Origin of the sequence: Pseudooceanicola lipolyticus, assembly GCF_002786325.1 — a bacterium.
In the GTDB taxonomy this organism is placed as follows: domain Bacteria; phylum Pseudomonadota; class Alphaproteobacteria; order Rhodobacterales; family Rhodobacteraceae; genus Pseudooceanicola_C; species Pseudooceanicola_C lipolyticus.
On sequence record NZ_PGTB01000011.1, the window covers coordinates 40712 to 60870 of the forward strand.

Genomic DNA, 20159 nt, shown 5'->3' on the forward strand with positions numbered 1-20159 from the left:
ACGCCGCGCCTACGCCCCAGTGTGGGCTAGCGAAGACCGGTCTTCGGGTTGAAGGGAGCATGCCTGCGGAGCGCAGGCTGAACGAGATTAATATGGATATGGAAGAACACATGACGGAAGAGAGACCATCACAGATAGAGCGCCCGGTTGGGTCTGCCGGCAACGGGGTCTGGGGCAGCGATATCTTTGCCGATATGCTGCGCGGTCTAGGGGTCAAATATGTAGCCCTCAACCCTGGGTCGAGCTTTCGGGGTCTGCATGACAGTTTGGTTAATCACCTCGGCAACGAGGATCCGCAGATGCTGCTCTGCCTTCATGAAGAACATGCGGTGGCGATTGCACATGGCTATGCCAAGGTCACGGGCGAGCCGTTAGCGGTGATTCTGCACAGCAATGTGGGGCTGATGCACGGCACCATGGCGATCTTCAATGCATGGTGTGACCGGGTACCGGTTCTGATCTACGGGGCCACAGGCCCGGTGGATGCGGCGCTGCGCAGGCCCTGGATCGACTGGCTGCATACCTGCCGCGACCAGGCCTCGATGATCCGCAACTATGTCAAATGGGACGACCAACCTGGCTCGATGGAGGCGGCATTGGAATCAATGTTGCGGGCGGATGTGATTGCGCGGAGCGAGCCGAAAGGTCCGACCTATGTAAACTTCGACGTGTCTATCCAGGAAAAGCAACACGAGAAGGCCCCGACGCTGCCTAATTTTGCACGTTACCAGCCACCTTTGCCGGCGGCCCCCTCAGCCGAGGGCGTAGCGCGTGCCGCAGATCTGTTGAAGAACGCCAAGGCCCCTGTGGTGCTGGCGGGGCGCGTGTCGCGCGATCCGGCGGATTGGGCGCGACGCGTCGCCCTTGTCGAAGCGCTTGGGGCAAAGGTCCTCACCGATATCCGGATCGGGGCCTCTTTCCCGACCGACCATGTGCAGCACCGCGGCAAGCCAGCCTTTTTCATCGACGATGCGGCGGGCGAGGTGTTGCGCGAGGCTGACGTGATCCTAAGCCTCGACTGGCTGGATGTCGCGGGCACGATCAAGCTGGCGGGCGAGGTTAAGGCGAAGGTTATCCAAGCCTCGCTCGACTACCAGTTGCACAATGGCTGGGGCATGGAACACCAAGGACTGCCTGCACTAGACCTTCACCTGGCCTGCTCACCGGATGTAGCGATGCACGCCATTGCCGATGCACTGGGCGTGGGTGCGGGCGATCTGCCAGAGACCCTGCCGGTCAAACCGGCGCTGGGAATGCCGGAGGCAGATGCGGCGCTCGATATCATGACGCTGGCAGGCGCGCTCGGAGAAGGGCTCGACGGTGTTTGTGCCAGTATCGTGCGCCTGCCACTGGGCTGGGCAGGCGAGGCCTGGCACTTCCGCCACCCGCTCGACTTCCTGGGCTCGGACGGCGGTGCCGGGATCGGGTCGGGTCCGGGAATGCTGATTGGTGCTGCGCTGGCACTGAAGGACAGCGACCGGCTGCCGGTCGCAGTCCTCGGCGATGGTGACTTCATGATGGCGGCATCTGCCTTCTGGACAGCGGCACATTACGGCACACCGTTCCTTGCTATCGTCTCGAACAACCGTTCGTTTTATAATGACGAGGTCCACCAGGAACGGGTCGCCGTAGCGCGCGGCCGCCCGGTGGAGAACAAGTGGATCGGCCAGCGCATCGGCGATCCCGACATCGACATCGCCGGCGTGGCGCGCGCGCAAGGCTGCGAGGGCATCGGTCCGGTCTTCACCGCTGGTGAGCTGGTGGAGGCGGTCAGGGAAGGTATCGAATTGGTCCGCGCGGGCAAAAGCGTGGTGATCGATGCGCGGGTGCAGCCGGGATACAACCCCAATATGGTCGCCGGCCTGACGCGGAGCGACTGACCTTGGCGCCGAAGATCTACATAGCACAGGACCCGGTGCTGGAAGACGTGCTCGATATCGCTGCGGAGAAACTGCTTGCCCTCGGTTGGACTGTCGTGCGCGGACCAGAGATCACCCCCGGCGTGCCGTTGCGCCTGTCGGCGGACCAGCGGCAGGCGTTGATCGAGGATGTGGACATAATCGTCGCAAGCTCCCGGTCGCGGCTGAGTGCGAAGGATCTCGATGCTTCGCCGCGCCTGCGTGCGTTAGTCTTTCCGACCATTGGCGTCGATGCGGTCGATCTCGAGGCCTGTGCCGCTCGCGGTTTGATCGTCGCTAACGGTGCCACGCCAGAAAACTTCCTGGCGATGTCAGAGGCGACGGTGATGCTGATGCTCGTGCTGCTCTACCGGCTGCACGAATCCGAGCGTATACTGCGCGAAAACGCGAGCCGTCCGCAGCAGATGTATGCGCGGATGCTGCGGGGGCGCACTATTGGGTTGATCGGATCGGGTCGCATCGGGGCCGGGGTAATCGAAAGGCTCCAGGCGTTCGACCCAGGGCAGATTTTGGTAAACGATCCGTTCCTCACGCCACAGAGCGCTCCGGACGGCGTAAGGCTGGTGGACCGTGATGAGTTGCTTGCCGCGTCTGATGTGATCAGCCTGCATGTGCCGCTCAACCCGCAGACTCGGAGCATGATTGCTGAGGCAGAACTGCGCGCGATGAAGACAAATGCGATCCTCATCAACACCTCTCGGGGCGGGCTGATTGACGAGGCTGCGCTCGTTCGGGTGATGGGGGAGGGGCACCTTGCCGGTGCCGGTCTCGATGTGACGGAAACCGAACCCCTTCCGGAGGACCATCCCTTGCGCAACCTCGACCGGGTGATCCTGACCCCACACATTCTCGGTCACACAGTCGATCTCTACACGGTCATGCCCGACGTGCTGGTCGAGAACGCCACGCGCATCATGAAAGGTGATCTGCCGAAATATGTCAGAAACCCCGATGTGGTGGAACGCTGGCGGCAAAAGCTGGGCGATCTGAGCTGACCTGACCCACCGTGCGAGCAGCGTGCACCGTCAAACTGGAGAGCCTGTGCTCCTTGCACCGATTGAACGGCCAAGTCGACTAGTGTTCGCATGGCGGTGTTACACAACGGCCCCCCGGTGTTGTGCGGCACAGGCGAGCCAAACGGGTCTCGACGCATGAGGGCCGAAAAACGGAAGGCACCCCACACACAATCCCGACACTGGGGCGAAAATACGCCGGATGAAGGCGCAAACTCAGGCCCAATGATAGGCACTTCAGGCTCCATGTCTTGACTTTACACCACGGTTCGGCACCTATATCTCGCGCGCCACGCGAGTGTTTTTTCGCGGTAAAAGGTGTGCAGCAAAGCCACTGGAGTTTTGATAGCTATCAGGTCTGAGCGGGCGCGCTGTTTGGACAAAAACTATGTGTAGATGCAGGCGATGAGCGACGCAAAGAAAGATAAGCAATCAAGCCATGTACCTGTCCACCCCGACGAGCGCATGGCCCGGCTGGTACGACTGGCAGCCCGTGGATTCAACCGGGCGCTTCAACTTCGCCTGCAAACGGAAAATGTCACATTCGGTCAGTGGATCTTCCTGCGTATCCTCTGGCAGGAAGACGGGTTGTCGCAACGCGAACTGAGCGACCGGGCGCATCTCACCGAACCCACCGCCCACACTGCGCTCATTAAGATGGAAGAGCTGGGGTACATCGAAAGACGCAACGTCGATGGCAACAAGCGGCGCCAGCACGCTTTTCTGACGAAAAGGGGATGGGCGCTGCGGGACGTTCTCGAACCGCTGGCGCTTGAAGTGAACGATGCGGCAATGGCAGGCCTTTCCGTGAAAGCTCAGGACGACTTGCGAAACGCCCTTTCCGTGATGATCCGGAACCTCGAGAATGACGAACACGATGCGGCCGCGAGAGGGGTCCGTGTACCTCCGACCAAGGGCAACACAGCAAACTAAATCGCAAGCCACACGTGCCGAGTGTCAGGCGCGGGCCTTTAGGTGGCGGTTGTGGATAGATTTTTCGGCTCGGGACGGGATATGAGCCCTGCCGTCCCGGGGTTCCACCGGTTGACGATGTGTCATTGCAAAGCACCCACGCCGAATATTCAGCTTTAGGGTGTTCCGCGTCAGGAACTATGACCTGAGTGGCTTTCGCTGAACAATAGTCTCGACTTCAATCAGGGTTGACGGGTGTGAGTGGATAGACTAGTGGCATTAAAGATAGACATCTAATATTAGATGTCTACTGAAAACAGGGAGGAAGACATGAAATTTCCAATCAAAGCCGTTGCCGCATCGCTCGGGGTCGCGGTACTTTCGAGCGCTGCTTCCGCAGACAGCATCAATGTGACCCTTTCAGGCGGCAATCCCTCGGGGCTTTGGTCGCTTCTGGGCGCTGGTATCGACCGGGCCGTCAAGGCGGATGACCCGAACGGCGTGGTGACCTATCAGGCCACCGGCGGTGGCTTTGCGAACATCGGCCTTCTTGGCCGTGAACGGACCGACCTAGGACTAGCGCATGATGCCGAGATAAAATTGGCCCTCGCGGGAGACGATCCGTTCGACGCACCGATCGAGAACCTTCAGGCTGTCGGCTATATGTACAACTGGGCGCCAATGCATTTCTTCATCAAGAGATCCCTCGCCGAAGAATATGGCATTGATAGCATTGACGACCTTGCGACGTCTGGCGCAGCGATCCGTGTCGCGAATAACAACGCCGGGAACATTGTCGCCAACATCACGACTTTCATGCTTGAAGAGGCGGGCTATGACGAAGCCACGATTGAGGCAAATGGCGGCGTGCTTGTTCGCGGTGGTTCGGCACAGCAAGCGGATCTGATTACCGACGGCCGCACCGATATGGTTATCAACGGCATCTTCGTCGGGCATTCGTCGTTCCGCAAGGTCGATGAGGGCAATGACGTGGTGCTGCTCAGCGTTCCCGAAGACATCATCGCTGCGACCAACGAGCGTTTCGGAACCGGCACCTACACAATTCCAGCCAACAGCTACAAAAACCAGACCGAAGATGTCGTCACGCTCGCACTGGGTGCGATGTTGATCACTTCCGACGTACTGCCAGAAGAAACTGGCTACATGCTCGCCAAGAGTATCGCGACCAATATCGACGAGATCCGCGGCGTGCATAATGCGATGCAGGCGCTCACACCGGAATTGCTGACGTCGCAAACGACGTTGCCGTTCCATCCTGGTGCGGAGCGTGCCTACAGGGAACTGGGCTTGCTCGAATAAGGTCGACCCTAACGATCCGGCCGGTGCGCTGCCGCGGCACGCGCCGGCCTCCTCATCGACTGCGCGGTGCAATGCGCCCCGATGACTGAGTGAGATGTCACGTCACGTCATCGTGCGGCCTGTACCTCGCGGCCCGTTCTCATCTATGCCTGATACGGGGGCTACATGAATTTTCCTTCACTTACAGAAACCGGTCGTCGTAGAAGTTTAGGCTCGCCGATGAGGACCATTGTCATGGTGCTGGCGGCGGCATTCGCGATTTGGGTAATCCACTCAAACCTCTTCATCATCTCCGATCCGCTCATTCAGGGCATTCTGTTTGTATCGGGCATTTTCACGATTCTCTTCCTTGCGATCGGCGCGACCTCGCGCGCGCCGGATAGCATTCCGATCTATGATTGGTTTCTCTCTGCGCTGAGCCTGGCCACAGGGGTGTACTTCTACGTGACCTCGGGAGCGATTGCGGACCGGATCAGTCTTCTCGACGAATTCACCACCGATCAGTTCTTCTTTGGCTCAGCCTTGTTGTTTCTGACCATCGAAGCGACGCGCCGGACCACCGGCCTGGGCCTGACCGGCGTTGTCGTCCTCTTCCTGATTTATAACCTGTTTGGCTACCTTCTGCCGCCGCCGTTCGGGCATCGCGTCAGCGAGTTTAGCTATCTCTTGGATATTCTAGTTTTCACCACCGATGGGCTCTTTGGTGTGCCGCTGCAGGTTGTTGCGAGCTATGTCTTTCTGTTCGTAATGTTCGGAACTTTCCTAGCAAAAGCGGGCGGTGGGGACTTCTTTTTCAACCTTGCAGCGCTTGTGACCGGCAATGCGCGCGGCGGCCCGGCCAAAATCGCGATCATTTCGTCGGGCCTCTACGGCACGATGTCCGGGAGCCCGACATCCGACGTTGTTGCGACTGGGTCGATCACGATACCGGTCATGAAGCGTCTCGGATACCGGGCGCGGTTCGCAGGGGCGGTAGAAGTTGCGGCGTCGACAGGTGGTAGCGCGATGCCTCCGATCATGGGATCGGCTGCCTTCATCATGGCCGAGTATTCCGGCATCTCTTATAACGCCATTGTGCTTGCCGCTCTGGTGCCGGCACTTCTTTACTACACTGGTGTCTTCGCTCAGGTTCACTTCCGGTCAGTCAAGCACAACCTGCGACCGTCCGCAGACGAAATTCCTTCAGCAAAGGAAACGTTTAAGACCGGATGGGTTTTCCTGCTACCGATCATCGGCATCATCGTCGCCCTTATCTTGGGGTATTCCCCGACCTTCACAGCCGGTGTCGGCGTTCTGGTAACCATCCTGGCCGCGATGATCCTGAAGGACACACGGCTGTCACTGTGGCAGTTGGTGGAAGGGCTGGGGGCAACTACGCTCCAAATCCTGCCGGTCGCAGGCGCTTGTGCCGCAGCTGGTCTTGTGATCGGCGGCCTGTCGATGACCGGCCTTGGAATGAAATCCGCGAACGTCATTTTGACTGTCAGCAACATGCAACCACTGCTGACTCTCGTTATCGCCGCGCTCGTCACGATTGTTCTCGGTCTCGGGATGCCAACGCCCAGTGCGTATATCCTGGCGGCCGTGCTAGTAGGTCCGGCGCTGGCGAAACTTGGTTTCCCGACGTTGCCCAGCCAGATGTTTCTGCTCTACTACGCGATTCTCTCGGCACTGACGCCACCGATTGCTGTGGCTGCAATCGCGGCCTCAGCGATTGCAGACGAAGACCCCTTCAAGATCGCGTTCTCTGCAGTCCGGCTAGCCATCGTCGGCTTCCTGCTGCCCTTCGCCTTCGTGTGGAACCCAGGTATTCTCCTAGAACTTGGCCCCCTGGCAAACACCTTGGCCGTCGTGGGTGCTTTTGCCGGAGCCCTCGCGGTCGCAGCCTCTCTGGAAGGCTTGGTCAAGACACAACTCACTGCAATCGAAAGGGGCGTACTTCCCATCGCTGCGATTGGCGCCGTAAGTCCATATTTGGCGGTATCCGCGATCTGTATTTTGGTGATTGTCGCAATGCTAATCCGGCAGATCGCTTTCACGACAGAAAGCGCCCACGTCGACAGAGCCTAGCTGTCGCGCCTCAGCAGGTTGCCCCAATTGAAGTGCAGTCTGGTCATCGAGGGATTCAACCCAGAGGCGGCATGTGGCCTGGGCCAATTTCTAAGGTTGGTCCGGGCCGGTCGGCCTATGACTCGGCCTATGACGCGGAAAACAGGCGGCTACTTCCGTAGGTGGGAACTGATCACTTCGCAACCGGCGCAAAGTACGTCGAGGTTCAGGAAATGAATGAAACACGGGGACCGGAAGAACTTGGGCCAAAACAGCTTAGTATCGGCACCGACGCGATCTCCGTGCTGTCGGTTACCATCAGAGCACCCCTTGTACAGGCCGCGGTCGTCGCGAAGGCGATCAACGATGCCGCTCCTGATCACCTAGATTGGAACCGATTTGACGCGCGCATGTCGCTACAGAATCAGACTGTCAATGACCAGATCATCTTTTCGGTGACCTTGCGTGGGGAAGAAGCATCCGTTTCGCTCCGAGACGGAATGGCCGCCTTGGCCCATGATCTCGAAGAGAGGCTGAGCTTCGCTTCGGTGACTGTAGGACAACAGGTGCCAGCCAACGGTACTGACCCGAAACCGCCAGCCGCGCCGCGCTATTGGAAAGCCTGGGTCGCCAGCATGCTGGGTGTCTATCCTCTGCTGATCCTTATCTACTACGCGCTGCAACCGCTCACGCAAAACCTTCCAGGTCCGGTGTCATTGTTTCTTGTTGCGCTGGTGCTCACCGGAGTGAACGGTGTCTACGTTGCGCCGTTTCTGGGCAAGAGATTGCGTCCATGGCTCACACGGTGAAGCGAGATAGTGCGCTTGCCGCGACTCATGCGCAGGCTGGCTGCCATGACACCTCAGTGACGGGCCCGGCAAGCCGCTGTCGGGGAGGTACAGAAGCACAATTGCGCGAAAGTATCTCGGTTAGGCGATCTCGTCAGCTTGGTCTAGTTCAGAACCCGCTATTTCGGACAACAAGTGAGGTCAGTTCCTACTACGCGGGCAAAAAAATTTGCAGGTTACGTTGACAGATAAAACTTAGAGAGCTAAGAATACTTGAGAGGTAGAGTACCACTCATCCACTAAAAGAGTCGGATGCCCTTGGAGGAGCCCAGATGCTTACACCCGAAGAGAATGAACTGCTTACACGCGTAACGGGGGATGCCCCGATGGCGCAACTCATGCGTCAACACTGGACGCCCGTATGCCTGATCGAAGAGGTTGAAGAGTCGGACGGCAAACCGCTTCGAGTCGAAGTTCTCGGCGAGAGCTATGTCGCGTTCCGGGATACCAAGGGTCGTCTGGGGATGCTGGATGAGCTTTGCCCGCACAGAAAGGCCTCTCTGGTCTATGGCCGAAACGAGGAATGTGGGCTGCGCTGCCTTTATCACGGCTGGAAGATGGACGTCGAAGGCAATGTCGTCGCCATGTCTTCGGAGCCGGAAGGCAGTCCATTGATGGACAAGGTCAAACATCGTTCCTACCCCGTGCGGGAGTGGGGCGGCTTCGTCTGGGCTTGGCTCGGCGAGAAAGATGACATGCCTGAGTTCCAACCGCCGGCCTTTGCCCCGACCGAGGACACCCCAGTTTCGATCCTGAAAATTCGCGTTCCTGCAAACTGGGCGCAGATCCACGAGGGTCAGATCGACAGCGCGCACTCGTCGTCGCTCCATTCGTCGAATATGGTTCCGGCACGGGTCGAGGGCGCCGCGGCGGACGACAAATCATGGTACCGCCCGTCGACCGACAAATCCCCACGTATGCAGACTGAAACCACGAGCTACGGTTTCCACTACGCGGCGATCCGAAAGCCAATCAAAAACGCTCAGACGCACAACTATCTTCGGATCACCGAATTTGTCGCGCCCTATTACTCGCTGATTCCGCCCAACAACAACTACCGAGTCGCAAGCGTCATCGTGCCGATCAATGACGATGAGACAGCATTTCACTTCATAGCCTTCGACGGACCTAACGTTCCCTCTACCGAAGAGTGGCGCAAATTTGCCCATGCCGTACCGGGTGTGGATGTCGACCACAAATGGCGCTCTCTCCGGACCTTAGAGAACGACTTCAAACAGGACCGCGAAAGGATGAAGGAAGGCCACTTTACAGGCGTGGACGGCATTCCGAACGAAGATATTGTGATGTGGGTTTCGATGGGCAGCCGCGTGCAGCGCCACACAGATATTCTTGGGGCTTCCGACCTGGCGATTGTCGAATTCCGTCGGCTGATGGCCGATGCAGCAAAGAAAGTCGCCGAAGGTGGTCAGGCGATCGGCACTGACTCGAAGATTCCGCAAAGGGTAATCGCCTCTCATGAGGGCGTGTATCCTAAAGACGTCGATTGGCGAACACTTGTGGACACGTCGAGCAAGACGGAAGCGGCGGAATAACCCGCCTACATGTTTCCTCCCTGAACCGTCCAGAGCCTCAAGGGGTTTTGGGCGGCTCTTTTTTCGTGGTGCCGTCGGACTTTCAAAGCTTGCCTCGACGGATTCTGCTCGACGGGCGACAGGCGTGATGACGACAGCAATCAATATTGAAGACTTGCGGGAGCAGGCACGGCGCCGCCTGCCACGGGTGGTGTTCGACTATTTGGATGGGGGCGCGGAAGCAGAGGTGACGCTGCGGCGGAACCGCAGTTCCTTCACGGATATCGTTCTCACGCCGCGAATCCTCAAAGGGGGGAGCGTCGATCTCACCTTGGAGCTGTTCGGGGAAACATACTCCAAGCCGTTTTTTATAGGGCCGACAGGACTGAACGGCCTCTACTGGCCCCAGGGAGATCTGCACCTCGCCGCTGCGGCCGAACGATCCGGGGTCGGGTTCACGGTTTCGACCGCCTCGAACACGACGTTGGAGGAGATCGCAGGGAAGAGCAAGGGTCCCCTCTGGTTCCAGCTCTACCCTTGGGGGCAAGGCGCGTTCGCCGAAGCGCTGATCGACCGGGCGCAGGCATCAGGTTACTCGGCTCTGGTGCTGACTGTCGATTCACTCGTGGGCGGCAAGCGCGAACGTGATCTGCGGCATGGCTTCGCCCACGAAATCCGCATTGGCCCGCGGACTGTTCTCGATGGGCTTCTTCATCCTGCTTGGCTGAGCTCCGTTTGGCTCGGGCCGCACCGTCCCAGACTTGAGAACCTCTTGGACTTTGTCGGAAACAGCGCTAGCGACAGCGAGCTGGCCGAGTTTACACGATCTCAGCGGAACCCGGAATTTTCGTGGGATGATGTTCGCCGCATTCGGGAGAAATGGAAAGGCCCGCTGCTGATCAAGGGGATCATGTGCCCAGAAGATGCTATTGACGCGCAACGCGCCGGCGTGGATGGAGTTATCGTCTCGAACCACGGTGGTCGGCAGCTTGATGGCGCTCCTGCCACGATCGATGTTCTCGCCGACATCATCGCGGCTCTGGATCGGAAGTTCCCGGTTCTGCTGGACGGCGGTATTCGTCGCGGCAGTGATATCGTGAAAGCTCTCACCTTGGGTGCGAAGGGCGTTCTGCTGGGCCGCGCGCCACTCTATGGGTTGGCGGCGCAAGGCGAGGCGGGCGTGTCACGGGCGCTTTCGATCCTTGAAGATGAGATGACGAGAACCATGACCTTTGTGGGCGCACGATCCGTGTCCGCTGTCTCAGGTGTCAACGTCGAAACCCGACGGTCATAACAGGTTCCTCCACCAGTAGAACCTGCACGTTCTCGATGGCTCGCCCAACGTTCAGGATGACTGCGCAGCACATGGTCGGTTGACACACACAACTTAGCTATCTAAACAATTTCACAATCACGACCAAATGGGAGGACCTCATGGAGAATATCAAGATGCGCGTCGAGAAACGGCGTGACTTGACCCCGAGCATCACCGAATTCACCCTGGTGCCGGTTGGAGACGATGTACTCCCTAGTTTCGATCCTGGTGCTCACATCACCTTGGAAACTCCGTCCGGCGCAATGCGCCGCTATTCACTGATCAACGATGGCAGCGATCCAAAGGAATTTGTTGTCGCGATCAAGAAAGAGCCGAATTCGCGCGGGGGCTCCGCGTCGATGCACGAACAGGCGACCGTCGGCTCCGAGTTGACAGTCGAGTTCCCGGAAAACGATTTCCCGCTAACCGATGTTCAGAAATACCTGCTCATCGCCGGCGGTATCGGGATCACGCCGATTCTGTCGATGGCGCGGTATCTCGACAAGAAGGGCAAGATGCTCAGAATCATCTACGTCAGCCGCAGTCCGGAGGAATCGGCCTATCTGGATGAACTGATGAGAGATTTCGATGGCCGGATAATTGTGCACCATGACGGCGGCGCTCCGGATGCGGTCTACGATTTCTGGGACGATCTGGTCACACCTCGTGCCACTCATGTATTCTGTTGTGGACCGAAACCGTTGATGGATGAAATCAAGGCCGTTTCCGGGCACTGGCCGGAGGGGCGAATTCACTTCGAGGATTTCAAGCCCGTCGATGTGGTGCGCCAAGACGATGTCTCTTTCGAAGTGGAGCTGAAAAAAAGTGGCGAAACCGTCACGGTGCCCGAAGATCGTTCGATCTTGGAAGCATTGCGTGACGCCGGATTCGCAACATCCAGTTCCTGTGAAAGTGGCACATGCGGCACCTGCAAGACCCGCCTCCTCGAAGGGGAAGCTGACCATCGCGACATGGTGCTTATGGAAGAGGAAAAGAGCGACCATATAATGATTTGTGTATCGCGCGCGCTATCGGGGAGGCTGGTTCTTGACCTCTGATCCCGTCCGCCTCGGAGTTGCGGGATTGGGGCGGGCTTTCATGCTGATGGTCCCCACCTTTGATGCCGACGCACGCGTCAAGCTCACGGCCGCGGCCGCGCCGCGAGCGGAAAGCCGGGCCGCATTCGAAGAGCAATATGGCGGTGTCGCCTATGCGACTGTCGAGGATCTATGCGCCGACCCATCTGTAGAAGCGATATACATCGCCACCCCGCACCAAATGCATGTAGATCACGTTCTGGCCGCGGCGCGCGCTGGAAAGCACATTCTCGTGGAAAAGCCGCTCGCGATCTCGATGGAAGACGCCGAGACCATGGTCGCCGCGGCGAACGCGGCGGGGGTTCACCTGATCGTTGGGCCCAGCCACAGTTTCGATCCGCCGGTCGACTTGGCCGCACAGTTGATCGCGAGCGGCAAGTTCGGCCAGTTGAGAATGATCCAAGCCCTTAACTACACCGACTTCCTGTATCGTCCCCGACGCCCGGAGGAGCTGCGCACCGAAGAAGGAGGAGGTGTGCTGTTCAGCCAGGCCATCCACCAGATCGACGTGGTCCGACGGCTTGCAGGCGGCATGGGAGAGAAGATTTATGCCATGACCGGGGCATGGGATCCAAAGCGTCCAACAGAAGGTGCTTTTACAGCGCTGATGAACTTTGAGGGTGGATGCGTCGCCAATCTCACCTATTCGGGCTACGCCCATTTCGATAGCGACATTTGGATGAACGACGTCGGAGAGCTGGGGCAGCTAAAACGCGCCGGCGCCTATGGCGATGCAAGGCGGGCACTGATGGACCTCGATCCCGATGACGAGGCACGCCTCAAGACGACGCGCACATTCGGCAGCGGTAAGACTGTCGACGCAGAGCACAACGAGCATTTTGGCCCAGTTATCGCGCTTTGCGACCGTGCCGATCTAAAGCTGACTCCGGACGGCGTCGAAGTATTCGGTGACACCGAGCGCAGCTTCATCGAAGCAAAATTCGGGCCCGCGCCACGTAGAACCGTAAACGATGCGCTGGTGGCCGCTGTCCGCCAGAACAGGGCCCCCGTCCAGACAGGCGCATGGGGTCTGGCAAGCCTGGAGGTTTGCCATGCGATCCTGCAGTCCGCCTCGACCGGCCAACCTGTCGATTTGCGGCAACAATGCAAAACAAGTGAGGAGGAACAAACAGGATGAGCAGTCTCAAACTATCCCTTGCCATGGGAAACTATGACCGGACGCGTGCCATTGTGGATGGAAGAGTGCAGATAGACGGTGTCGATCCCGTTCCCATGCTACTGTCCCCAGAAGAAATGTTCTTCCGGGCGTTCCGCCACGAAGCGTTCGATATCAGCGAAATTTCGTTGTCCTCGTATTCGATCTCGGTCGCCCGCGGAAATCCGCACTATGTCGCGATCCCGGTCTTTCTGAGCCGGGCGTTCCGTCACACTTCAGTCTACATTCGAACCGACAAAGGGATCGACACGCCGCAGGATCTGAAGGGCAAGCGCATTGGCATTGCCGAATACCAGCTGTCTGCCAATGTCTGGGTGCGCGGCATTCTCGAAGAGGAATACGGCGTCAAACCCTCCGATATCATCTGGGTGCGCGGCGGTATGGATACGCCGGGCCGGCCCGAAAAGATCAAGGTCCAGTTGCCCGACGATATCCGCATGGAAGAGGCGCCGGTGGGCAGCACGTTGAATGGCATGCTCGAGGCCGGTGAGATCGACGGCTTCATCGGCCCGCGTTGGCCGCGTTGTTTCGCCGAGCGGCATCCGCACGTAGGTCGGCTCTTTGCAGACAGCATCGCTACGGCCGAAGCCTATTTCGAAAAGACCCGGATCTTTCCGATCATGCATGTTCTTGGGTTGCGCCGCAGCCTCGCAGAAGAATACCCATTCCTACCCGCCGCCCTGCTCAAGGCGTTCACGCAATCGAAGCTGCTGGCAGAAGAAGCACTTTCTGACACCTCGGCAACGAAAGTAACGATGCCCTTCGTCGAGGATAATCTCAACCGCGTGCATGCGCTAATGGGTGACGACCCCTGGAGCTATGGCGTCGGCGGCAACGCCCATGTCCTGAACAAGTTTTTGGATTACCACGCGAGTCAGGGTCTGTCCCCACGCCGAGTGGAGATCGAAGAACTGTTCCATCCCTCGACCCTAGAAGCCTACAGCCTTTAAGAGGAGCGCCGCAATGGAAGAGTACGCACCCGGAGATATCGTCGAGGTCGAAACAACGAAGGGGCTGGCTTACGTGCAGCTCACCCATACCCATCCGAGCTATCCCCCTGTGGTCAAGTTCCTCCCGGGGCCTTGCGAGCACCGGCCCGACAATGTGACTGTATTGGCCGAAAAACCCGCACCGATGGCCATGGTCCCCCTAACGGGGGTATTGAATCGGTTAGGGTTGAAGCACGCGCTTGCCGGAAGGTCGGACATTCCGCATTCTGAAAGAAGTTTCCCGATTTTCCGGATGCCGATTCGCGACAAACAGGGCGAGATCATCTATTGGTGGTTCTGGGATGGTCAGGGCTTGACCTATTCTACCGAGCTGATGGAGCAGCAGGAGACGCTGCCAATGCGCGAGGTTATGTCTTCAGGCCACTTCCTGGATCAGTTGCTGGCCCATGACAAGTAGCAGGAACAATCCGCGCCGACACGCGCGATGACCGCGGGGTTCGGCGGCCTCTTGGCCGTGTTCGGAGCGTTCTGCTACGCTTTCAGTTCGGTTTCCATTGCAAAGAGCTCCCAATCGGTTCAGGGCCGCGGCAACGACGTTCTTATCTCTGTCCTGATGACCGCCGTTGTCTCTGGGGCGCTTTGGCTGCTCCTGGGCCCAACGATGCCGGAACTTAACCGCGGTGTACTCATTGGTGTGGCCTATTTCGTTGCAGCCGGGGTGCTTGGCAACGTTGTCGGCCGTCTTACGCTGTTCCGCTCGGTAGAGCTTGCCGGAGCCATCGAGACCGGTTTCATCCGACGCCTGATACCAGTGTTTGCGGCGCTGTTGGCGTTCTTTCTGCTCGGTGAGGTCATCACGACACCTGTGGTCATCGCCTTCTTCCTGGTTACCAGCGGCGTGGTAATCATGATGTCACGCGCTTCGGTCAAATCGGCTTCTGACTTGGCGGTCGGAGATCCTGACCCTCGAGAGAAGAACAAGGGCCGGGCGATGGCCGTAGCGTCCGCCGCCGGGTATGGCGGCTCGTTCGTCTCCCGAAAGCTCGCGATGCAGACTTTGCCGGACCCTCTGGCCGGAGTTTTCATCGGTGCGATGACGGGTCTAATGTGGTTTGCGGTCTCCTGGGTGTTCCGGTTCAAATCGCGCGACGCGTTTGCCTGGCGAATTCAGCGGCCGAGCGGGTGGCAACTTCTGGCTGGCAGTTCGATGACGGTCGGACAAGTCGCGCTGTTCTTTTCGCTTATGTTCACTGATGTGACCGTCGTCGCGATCATGTCTTCAATCGAGATGTTCTTTGCCGCCTGGCTCGCAGGCCATATCTTCAAAACCGAACGGCGCCCGGGTCCCAGATTCTACCTGTCGTCTGCACTAGCCGCGACCGGTGTGACACTTCTCGCCCTTGCGCCAAGGTTTGGTTAGTGGGACTGGCAACACGCGCTTGCGAGATTGTCCAGCAGCTTGTCCATCGCAGCGAAAAGGTGACCCAACTCGTCGGGTTCAAATCCCGCCGAGGCGTGATCTGCCGCGAGACGCGCAGATTTCATTGCGCCATCTATCGTTCGAAGCCCTGCGTCAGTCAGGTCGACATGAACCACGCGCCGGTCGGACTGGCTGCGGTTACGCGTGATAAGATCTCGTTTTTCGAGCTCGTCCAGGACGCGTGTGGACGACGCCTTTTCGATGCCCAGCAACCCGGAAAGCTCGGATTGTTTTAGTTTGCCTTCCTCTCTCAGGCACCGAAGATGAATGTACTGCGCCATGCTGAGCCCGGTTTCGCGCAACTGCTCCTGCAGCAGCTTACCATAAAGATGATGCGCCAGGCGGAGCGACGCCCCAAGACCACGTTTCCTAGAAGGTGATTGCGGCACGATTTGCGCCCTCTAATTTAGATGTCTTATTTCTTGACAATTCTAAAGCCGTTCTTATAGTAAGGCAATCTTACTAACTTGAAGCAAGACTGGGCAACAGACGGAGGAGCTAAGATGCCAGAAAGATTGCTATGCGCGGTGTCGGACTTGAGCGACAAGACGGCAAAAATTTGCGAGGTCGACGGGGTCGAGATCGGGGTCATTCGGCACAAAGGAGACATCGTTGCATATAAGAACGTGTGTCCGCACCAAGGTGGCCCGGTATGCGAAGGCCTAAAGATGCCGCAGGTCTGCGTTGAACTCGACGACCAGCAGCGCACGCTCCGGCAGACCTTCAACGAAGACGAACTGCATTTCGTTTGCCCGTGGCATGGCTGGGAATTCAAGATTGCGACGGGCGAAGCCGTCGGCGATCCGAAGTACAAAATGAAACGTTACAACGTGGTGGAAAGAGGAGGAGAGGTCTATGTCGAAGTTTGACCAGATAACCGCTGAAGCTCCTGCTCTGGAGGCATCGCTCGATGCTGTCCTGAATGCACTTCGCAACCCCGAAAGCAGTGGCCTGCGCGCCGAGCAGCTTCAGGCGCTGTTTTCACATGTTGTGACCGCATATGCGAAACTTCGCGAAACCAATGACGGCTTGCCCGCATTCCCACGAGACAACGATGTCTCGGCGACAGCTGTCGCCATAGCCGCGACCGGCATTCTCGATGCTGCCGATATGGCGGTGTTCGAGTTGGGCATGTGGCAGACGCTGAATCCGTAACACGAGGGGAGAGAGATAAAATGTCTTTAACGGGCAACACGATGAACTACAGCTCGGATAACGATCCGGCGATCCAGGAATTTAACACCAGCAAGCTGCTGAAGAACGCACGTAAGCAAGCGGAAGATCGCAATTACAAAGACTTCTTCATTTGCGATGTGGACAGCCACCACTATGAGACTGAGGCCTTGCCGGAAATCCTGCAATACATGGACGACCCGGTGATGCGCCATCTTGGCTTGTCAGCCGGTAACGTTGGCCGCGCCGGCCTGATTCCGCAGGCGATCGGTTCGCAGGACATGGCTGGGCGCGTGACGCGCTATGCGGGTCGGAACAAGGAAATTGTCCCCGAAGAGCCACACCGTGACATCACTTTGGCCCGGCGCTGGATGGACGCGATGGGTACGGATATGGCGTGCCTTTTCCCAACCCCAATGCTGCTGTTGGCGACGCACCCCCAAGTCGAGGTCGAGGTGGCAATGGCACGCGCCTATAACCGTTGGCTGAGCGAGCGCATTCTTGAAGAAGACAATCGCCTCGTATCCATGGTCTATCTGCCCATGAACGAGCCGCACGAAGCCGAGAAGATGATTGACGAGTTCGCCGAAAAGAAAGGCGTCGTTGGGTTCCTTTCGACTGGCTATCTGAAGCGCCCAGTGCATGACAGCGCAAACATGCGTATTTATGCCAAACTGGAAGAGCACGGAATGCCTCTTGGCTTCCACGCGGCTTATCACTGGGCCGACACCTCGTTGGCGCAGCTGAACAAGTTTATCTCAGTTCACGCGCTTGGTTTCAGCTTCTGTAACATCATTCACATGACCAACTGGGTTATGAACGGCATGCCCGAACGTTTCCCAAAGTTGAAAACCATGTGGATCGAAAGCGGTCTGGCTTGGGTTCCCTTCCTGATGCAACGGCTGGACAACGAGTACATGATGCGTACGTCCGATGCTCCGCTCTTGAAGAAAAAACCCAGCGATTACATGCGCGAGATGTACTACTCTACGCAGCCGATGGAGCTGGTGGACAACCGCGAAGCTTTGGAGGTCACCTTCAAGATGATAAACGCAGAATCGCAGTTGCTCTATTCGTCCGACTATCCGCATTGGGATATGGATCTTCCGAGCACGATCTATGATCTTCCGTTCTTGGACGAGAAGGCCAAGCGGAGCATTCTGGGTGGAAACGCGCAGAAACTGTTCAATCTTGACCCAGTTATGTCCGAGTGGAAACTGGAGGCAAACGCCAAAGGTTGACGCCGTTCTCGTCGTCCGTTTCCAACAGGACACGCGTATACGGATCGCTGCGAGGCTGCCCGGAGAACATCCGGGTGGCCTTTTTCATGCTTGAACGGCGCGCAGTTTGTCTTGCGGTTATCGCGACCCGGCTATCTTTTGAAGTGCAGCAAAAAACATAGACATCTAAGTAGTCAAATGATAGCATGCCTTAGTGTTCGATCAGTGAGGCGAAGATGAGCATCAAGAATATTCTTATTACGCATTCCGGGAGTACTGGATTCCCGAGTGGCGTAGGTCATGCGACAAAAATTGCGGCCAAGCACGATGCATGGCTGACGGCGGTATATGGCAGCACTTCTTCCTACTTCGAACACGTTCTCGGCCTGACCGAGGACCTTCTCGACAAGCTCGGAAATGTGCGGAATGAGAAAATCGAAGCTGCTCGCGCCTTTTTTGAGGAGCAAGCTTCTGCGGCTGGAGTGGCCGAACGGTCGCGTTTTGTTATGCCAAGCGAGATCGGAAAGTTAAGTTTGCCCGAAATCGCACGTAATTTTGATTTTGTGGTGACAGGCTACCACTCGAACCTTCCTACCGATGAATTTCGCGCTGTGAACCCCGATCTCATGGCATTGCAAAGCGGCCGCCCAGTCCTTGTTGTACCCAATGGATACTCCACCGACAAACTTGGTTCACATGCTCTCGTCGCCTGGGACGGAAAGCGCTCGGCAGCTCGTGCGCTCAACGACGCAATGACGATCTTGGAGGAGAGACCGCGCAAGGTCACGATCTTGAGCGTTGGCGCCAGCCTGCCGAAAATGCCCGAAGGAACTGACATTGTCACCCACCTCCGACGCCACGGTGTTGACGTGGAACAGGTCGAGCGCCCCAAAGGCAAGAACGGCATAGCCGACGTTATTCAACGGACCGCTGCCGAGTTGGGGGCAAAATTGATCGTGATGGGGGCTTACGAACACAGCAAGTTTTCGCAAGACCTGTTCGGGGGCGTTACTCACGAAGTCATCAGGAGCAGCCAAGTGCCGGTGTTCATGTCCCACTGACCGCATCGTCGTGCCCTTCGGAGGGTGTCCTTTGCGTGGCTCGCAGTGTCGCCCCCCGCGCGGGGCCTTCTGTACATGATCATGCAGGCTCGGCGAAGGATTGTCGGATGCGGTCCATGAGCTGAATTTGCGGTGCGGAAAACACCGTCTTCTTGTCGTAGACTAGGAACAGTGGCATTGCAATTTCCAGGTCTGGTGTATGCACAAGGCGAAGCCCCGACGCCTCTGGGTCCCTCGGCAATGCGCTCTTGAAGACGAAACCGGCCCCGACATCGGCGCGGATCGCATTTAGGATCGGCTCGGGATGCCCGAAGGCTAGTACGCTGTTGGTTCGCACGACCCCTGCGGCGCGCAGCACCTCGTCGATGAGCTCTCGCGCCATTTGCCCTTTCGGCGGGGTGATCAACGGCAATGTCCCTAGCTCATCGATATAAGCGACATCGCCGACCAGTCGGCTCTCTATCGCGGCCACCAGATAAAGCGGCTCGCGCCAGAGCAATTCGATCTCCAACCGTGAGGTGTCGCGATTGTGATCAACCAAAGTGATCCCGAAGTCGCAATCCCCAAGCAGTACTGATTCCGTGGCAAGGTAGGGGCTGGCCATCGACACCGAAATCCTGGCCGATGGATATTCCTTTTTGAACGCGATTATAGTTTCAGACAACTTGTAAGTCCCGGCCACCATCGACGAGGCGATCCGCGTTCGGCCAATCAAGCCTTTCTTGATGTCTGCGAGGTCAAGAAACATATCTGAGCTGCGCTGAATAGTTTCCTTCGCCCAGGCAAGAGTGCGACGCCCGGCTTGTGTCAGTTCGATGTTGCGCCCGGCCTTGCGCACCAACTTGACACCAAGGCTCTTCTCAAGACTGCGCAGGTGGGCGGTTACTGCGGGTTGCGCGATATTCAAATATTCCGCCGCGCGGGTTACACTGTTGAATTTGGCGATCGTGCAAAAGACGTGCAGCTTGTGCAGCGTGAGGTTGCGCGACCGAAGCAAGTCTTTCGACAGCGTGTCGTTCGGTTCTTCTGGCCGATCTTTGCGCAATTCCTGTTCTCCTGTGTCAGGCATCCGGTTTGATGGCTCGGAAGCATA

Annotated in this window: 19 protein-coding genes; 17 read left to right on the top strand and 2 right to left on the bottom strand. The window is 57.9% G+C overall.

All coding sequences use genetic code 11. The features are described 5' to 3' along the window. Positions 1-92: 92 nt before the first annotated feature. From CVM52_RS05905 to CVM52_RS05965, 13 genes are all read left to right on the top strand, one after another. On the top strand, positions 93-1880 hold the full coding sequence (locus tag CVM52_RS05905; RefSeq protein WP_232237197.1) for a thiamine pyrophosphate-binding protein: 1788 nt from the start codon (positions 93-95) through the stop codon (positions 1878-1880). Between the two features lie 2 nt (positions 1881-1882). Beyond that, positions 1883-2914, top strand: coding sequence for a 2-hydroxyacid dehydrogenase (locus CVM52_RS05910; RefSeq protein WP_065818601.1), 1032 nt, complete (start codon positions 1883-1885; stop codon positions 2912-2914). A gap of 423 nt (positions 2915-3337) precedes the next feature. Then, positions 3338-3865 (top strand): MarR family winged helix-turn-helix transcriptional regulator, encoded by a 528-nt coding sequence (locus tag CVM52_RS05915; RefSeq protein WP_210180110.1) that lies wholly within the window; start codon positions 3338-3340, stop codon positions 3863-3865. Between the two features lie 309 nt (positions 3866-4174). Then, on the top strand, positions 4175-5164 hold the full coding sequence (locus tag CVM52_RS05920; RefSeq protein WP_008335725.1) for a TAXI family TRAP transporter solute-binding subunit: 990 nt from the start codon (positions 4175-4177) through the stop codon (positions 5162-5164). A gap of 219 nt (positions 5165-5383) precedes the next feature. Beyond that, entirely contained in the window at positions 5384-7234 is a 1851-nt protein-coding gene (locus CVM52_RS05925) for a TRAP transporter permease (RefSeq protein WP_008335724.1), read from the top strand. Positions 7235-7446: 212 nt separating this feature from the next. Then, a complete protein-coding gene (locus tag CVM52_RS05930; RefSeq protein ID WP_121632689.1) occupies positions 7447-8022 on the top strand; it encodes a putative antibiotic biosynthesis monooxygenase in 576 nt (191 codons plus the stop codon). Between the two features lie 311 nt (positions 8023-8333). Further along, on the top strand, positions 8334-9614 hold the full coding sequence (locus CVM52_RS05935) for a Rieske 2Fe-2S domain-containing protein (RefSeq protein ID WP_040885915.1): 1281 nt from the start codon (positions 8334-8336) through the stop codon (positions 9612-9614). Between the two features lie 127 nt (positions 9615-9741). Further along, the gene (locus tag CVM52_RS05940; protein WP_008335721.1) at positions 9742-10887 is read left to right on the top strand and encodes an alpha-hydroxy acid oxidase; all 1146 of its coding nucleotides are present in this window, start codon (positions 9742-9744) and stop codon (positions 10885-10887) included. Between the two features lie 140 nt (positions 10888-11027). Continuing rightward, complete coding sequence (locus CVM52_RS05945; RefSeq protein ID WP_008335720.1) at positions 11028-11966, top strand: PDR/VanB family oxidoreductase; 939 nt, start codon at positions 11028-11030, stop codon at positions 11964-11966. After that, positions 11923-13143 carry a Gfo/Idh/MocA family protein gene (locus tag CVM52_RS05950; protein ID WP_255446371.1) on the top strand — a complete coding sequence of 407 codons (1221 nt, stop codon included), beginning with the start codon at positions 11923-11925 and terminating at the stop codon, positions 13141-13143. The genes CVM52_RS05945 and CVM52_RS05950 overlap by 44 nt, the downstream gene beginning before the upstream one ends. Then, positions 13140-14132, top strand: coding sequence for an ABC transporter substrate-binding protein (locus CVM52_RS05955; RefSeq protein WP_171900128.1), 993 nt, complete (start codon positions 13140-13142; stop codon positions 14130-14132). Before CVM52_RS05950 ends, CVM52_RS05955 begins: the two co-directional genes overlap by 4 nt. A 13-nt stretch (positions 14133-14145) precedes the next feature. Beyond that, positions 14146-14589 carry a hypothetical protein gene (locus CVM52_RS05960; RefSeq protein ID WP_065818600.1) on the top strand — a complete coding sequence of 148 codons (444 nt, stop codon included), beginning with the start codon at positions 14146-14148 and terminating at the stop codon, positions 14587-14589. Positions 14590-14616: 27 nt separating this feature from the next. Continuing rightward, complete coding sequence (locus CVM52_RS05965; protein ID WP_065818599.1) at positions 14617-15552, top strand: EamA family transporter; 936 nt, start codon at positions 14617-14619, stop codon at positions 15550-15552. Here CVM52_RS05965 and CVM52_RS05970 read toward each other — a convergent pair. Further along, on the bottom strand, positions 15549-16001 hold the full coding sequence (locus CVM52_RS05970; RefSeq protein WP_210180108.1) for a MarR family winged helix-turn-helix transcriptional regulator: 453 nt from the start codon (positions 15999-16001) through the stop codon (positions 15549-15551). The two genes, CVM52_RS05965 and CVM52_RS05970, sit on opposite strands and share 4 nt — an antisense overlap. Positions 16002-16115: 114 nt before the next feature. Here CVM52_RS05970 and CVM52_RS05975 point away from each other — a divergent pair, with 114 nt between their 5' ends. From CVM52_RS05975 to CVM52_RS27650, 4 genes are all read left to right on the top strand, one after another. Continuing rightward, positions 16116-16481 (top strand): Rieske (2Fe-2S) protein, encoded by a 366-nt coding sequence (locus tag CVM52_RS05975; protein ID WP_065818598.1) that lies wholly within the window; start codon positions 16116-16118, stop codon positions 16479-16481. Continuing rightward, positions 16468-16767 (top strand): hypothetical protein, encoded by a 300-nt coding sequence (locus tag CVM52_RS05980; RefSeq protein ID WP_065818597.1) that lies wholly within the window; start codon positions 16468-16470, stop codon positions 16765-16767. Before CVM52_RS05975 ends, CVM52_RS05980 begins: the two co-directional genes overlap by 14 nt. Positions 16768-16808: 41 nt before the next feature. Then, positions 16809-18026, top strand: coding sequence for an amidohydrolase family protein (locus CVM52_RS05985; protein WP_229743358.1), 1218 nt, complete (start codon positions 16809-16811; stop codon positions 18024-18026). 215 nt (positions 18027-18241) lie between these two features. Then, a complete protein-coding gene (locus CVM52_RS27650; RefSeq protein ID WP_210180106.1) occupies positions 18242-19066 on the top strand; it encodes a universal stress protein in 825 nt (274 codons plus the stop codon). A 79-nt stretch (positions 19067-19145) separates the two neighbouring features. Here CVM52_RS27650 and CVM52_RS05995 read toward each other — a convergent pair whose 3' ends face one another. Continuing rightward, positions 19146-20111, bottom strand: a complete 966-nt coding sequence (locus tag CVM52_RS05995; RefSeq protein ID WP_210180105.1) for a LysR family transcriptional regulator — start codon at positions 20109-20111, stop codon at positions 19146-19148. Between the last annotated feature and the right edge of the window lie 48 nt (positions 20112-20159).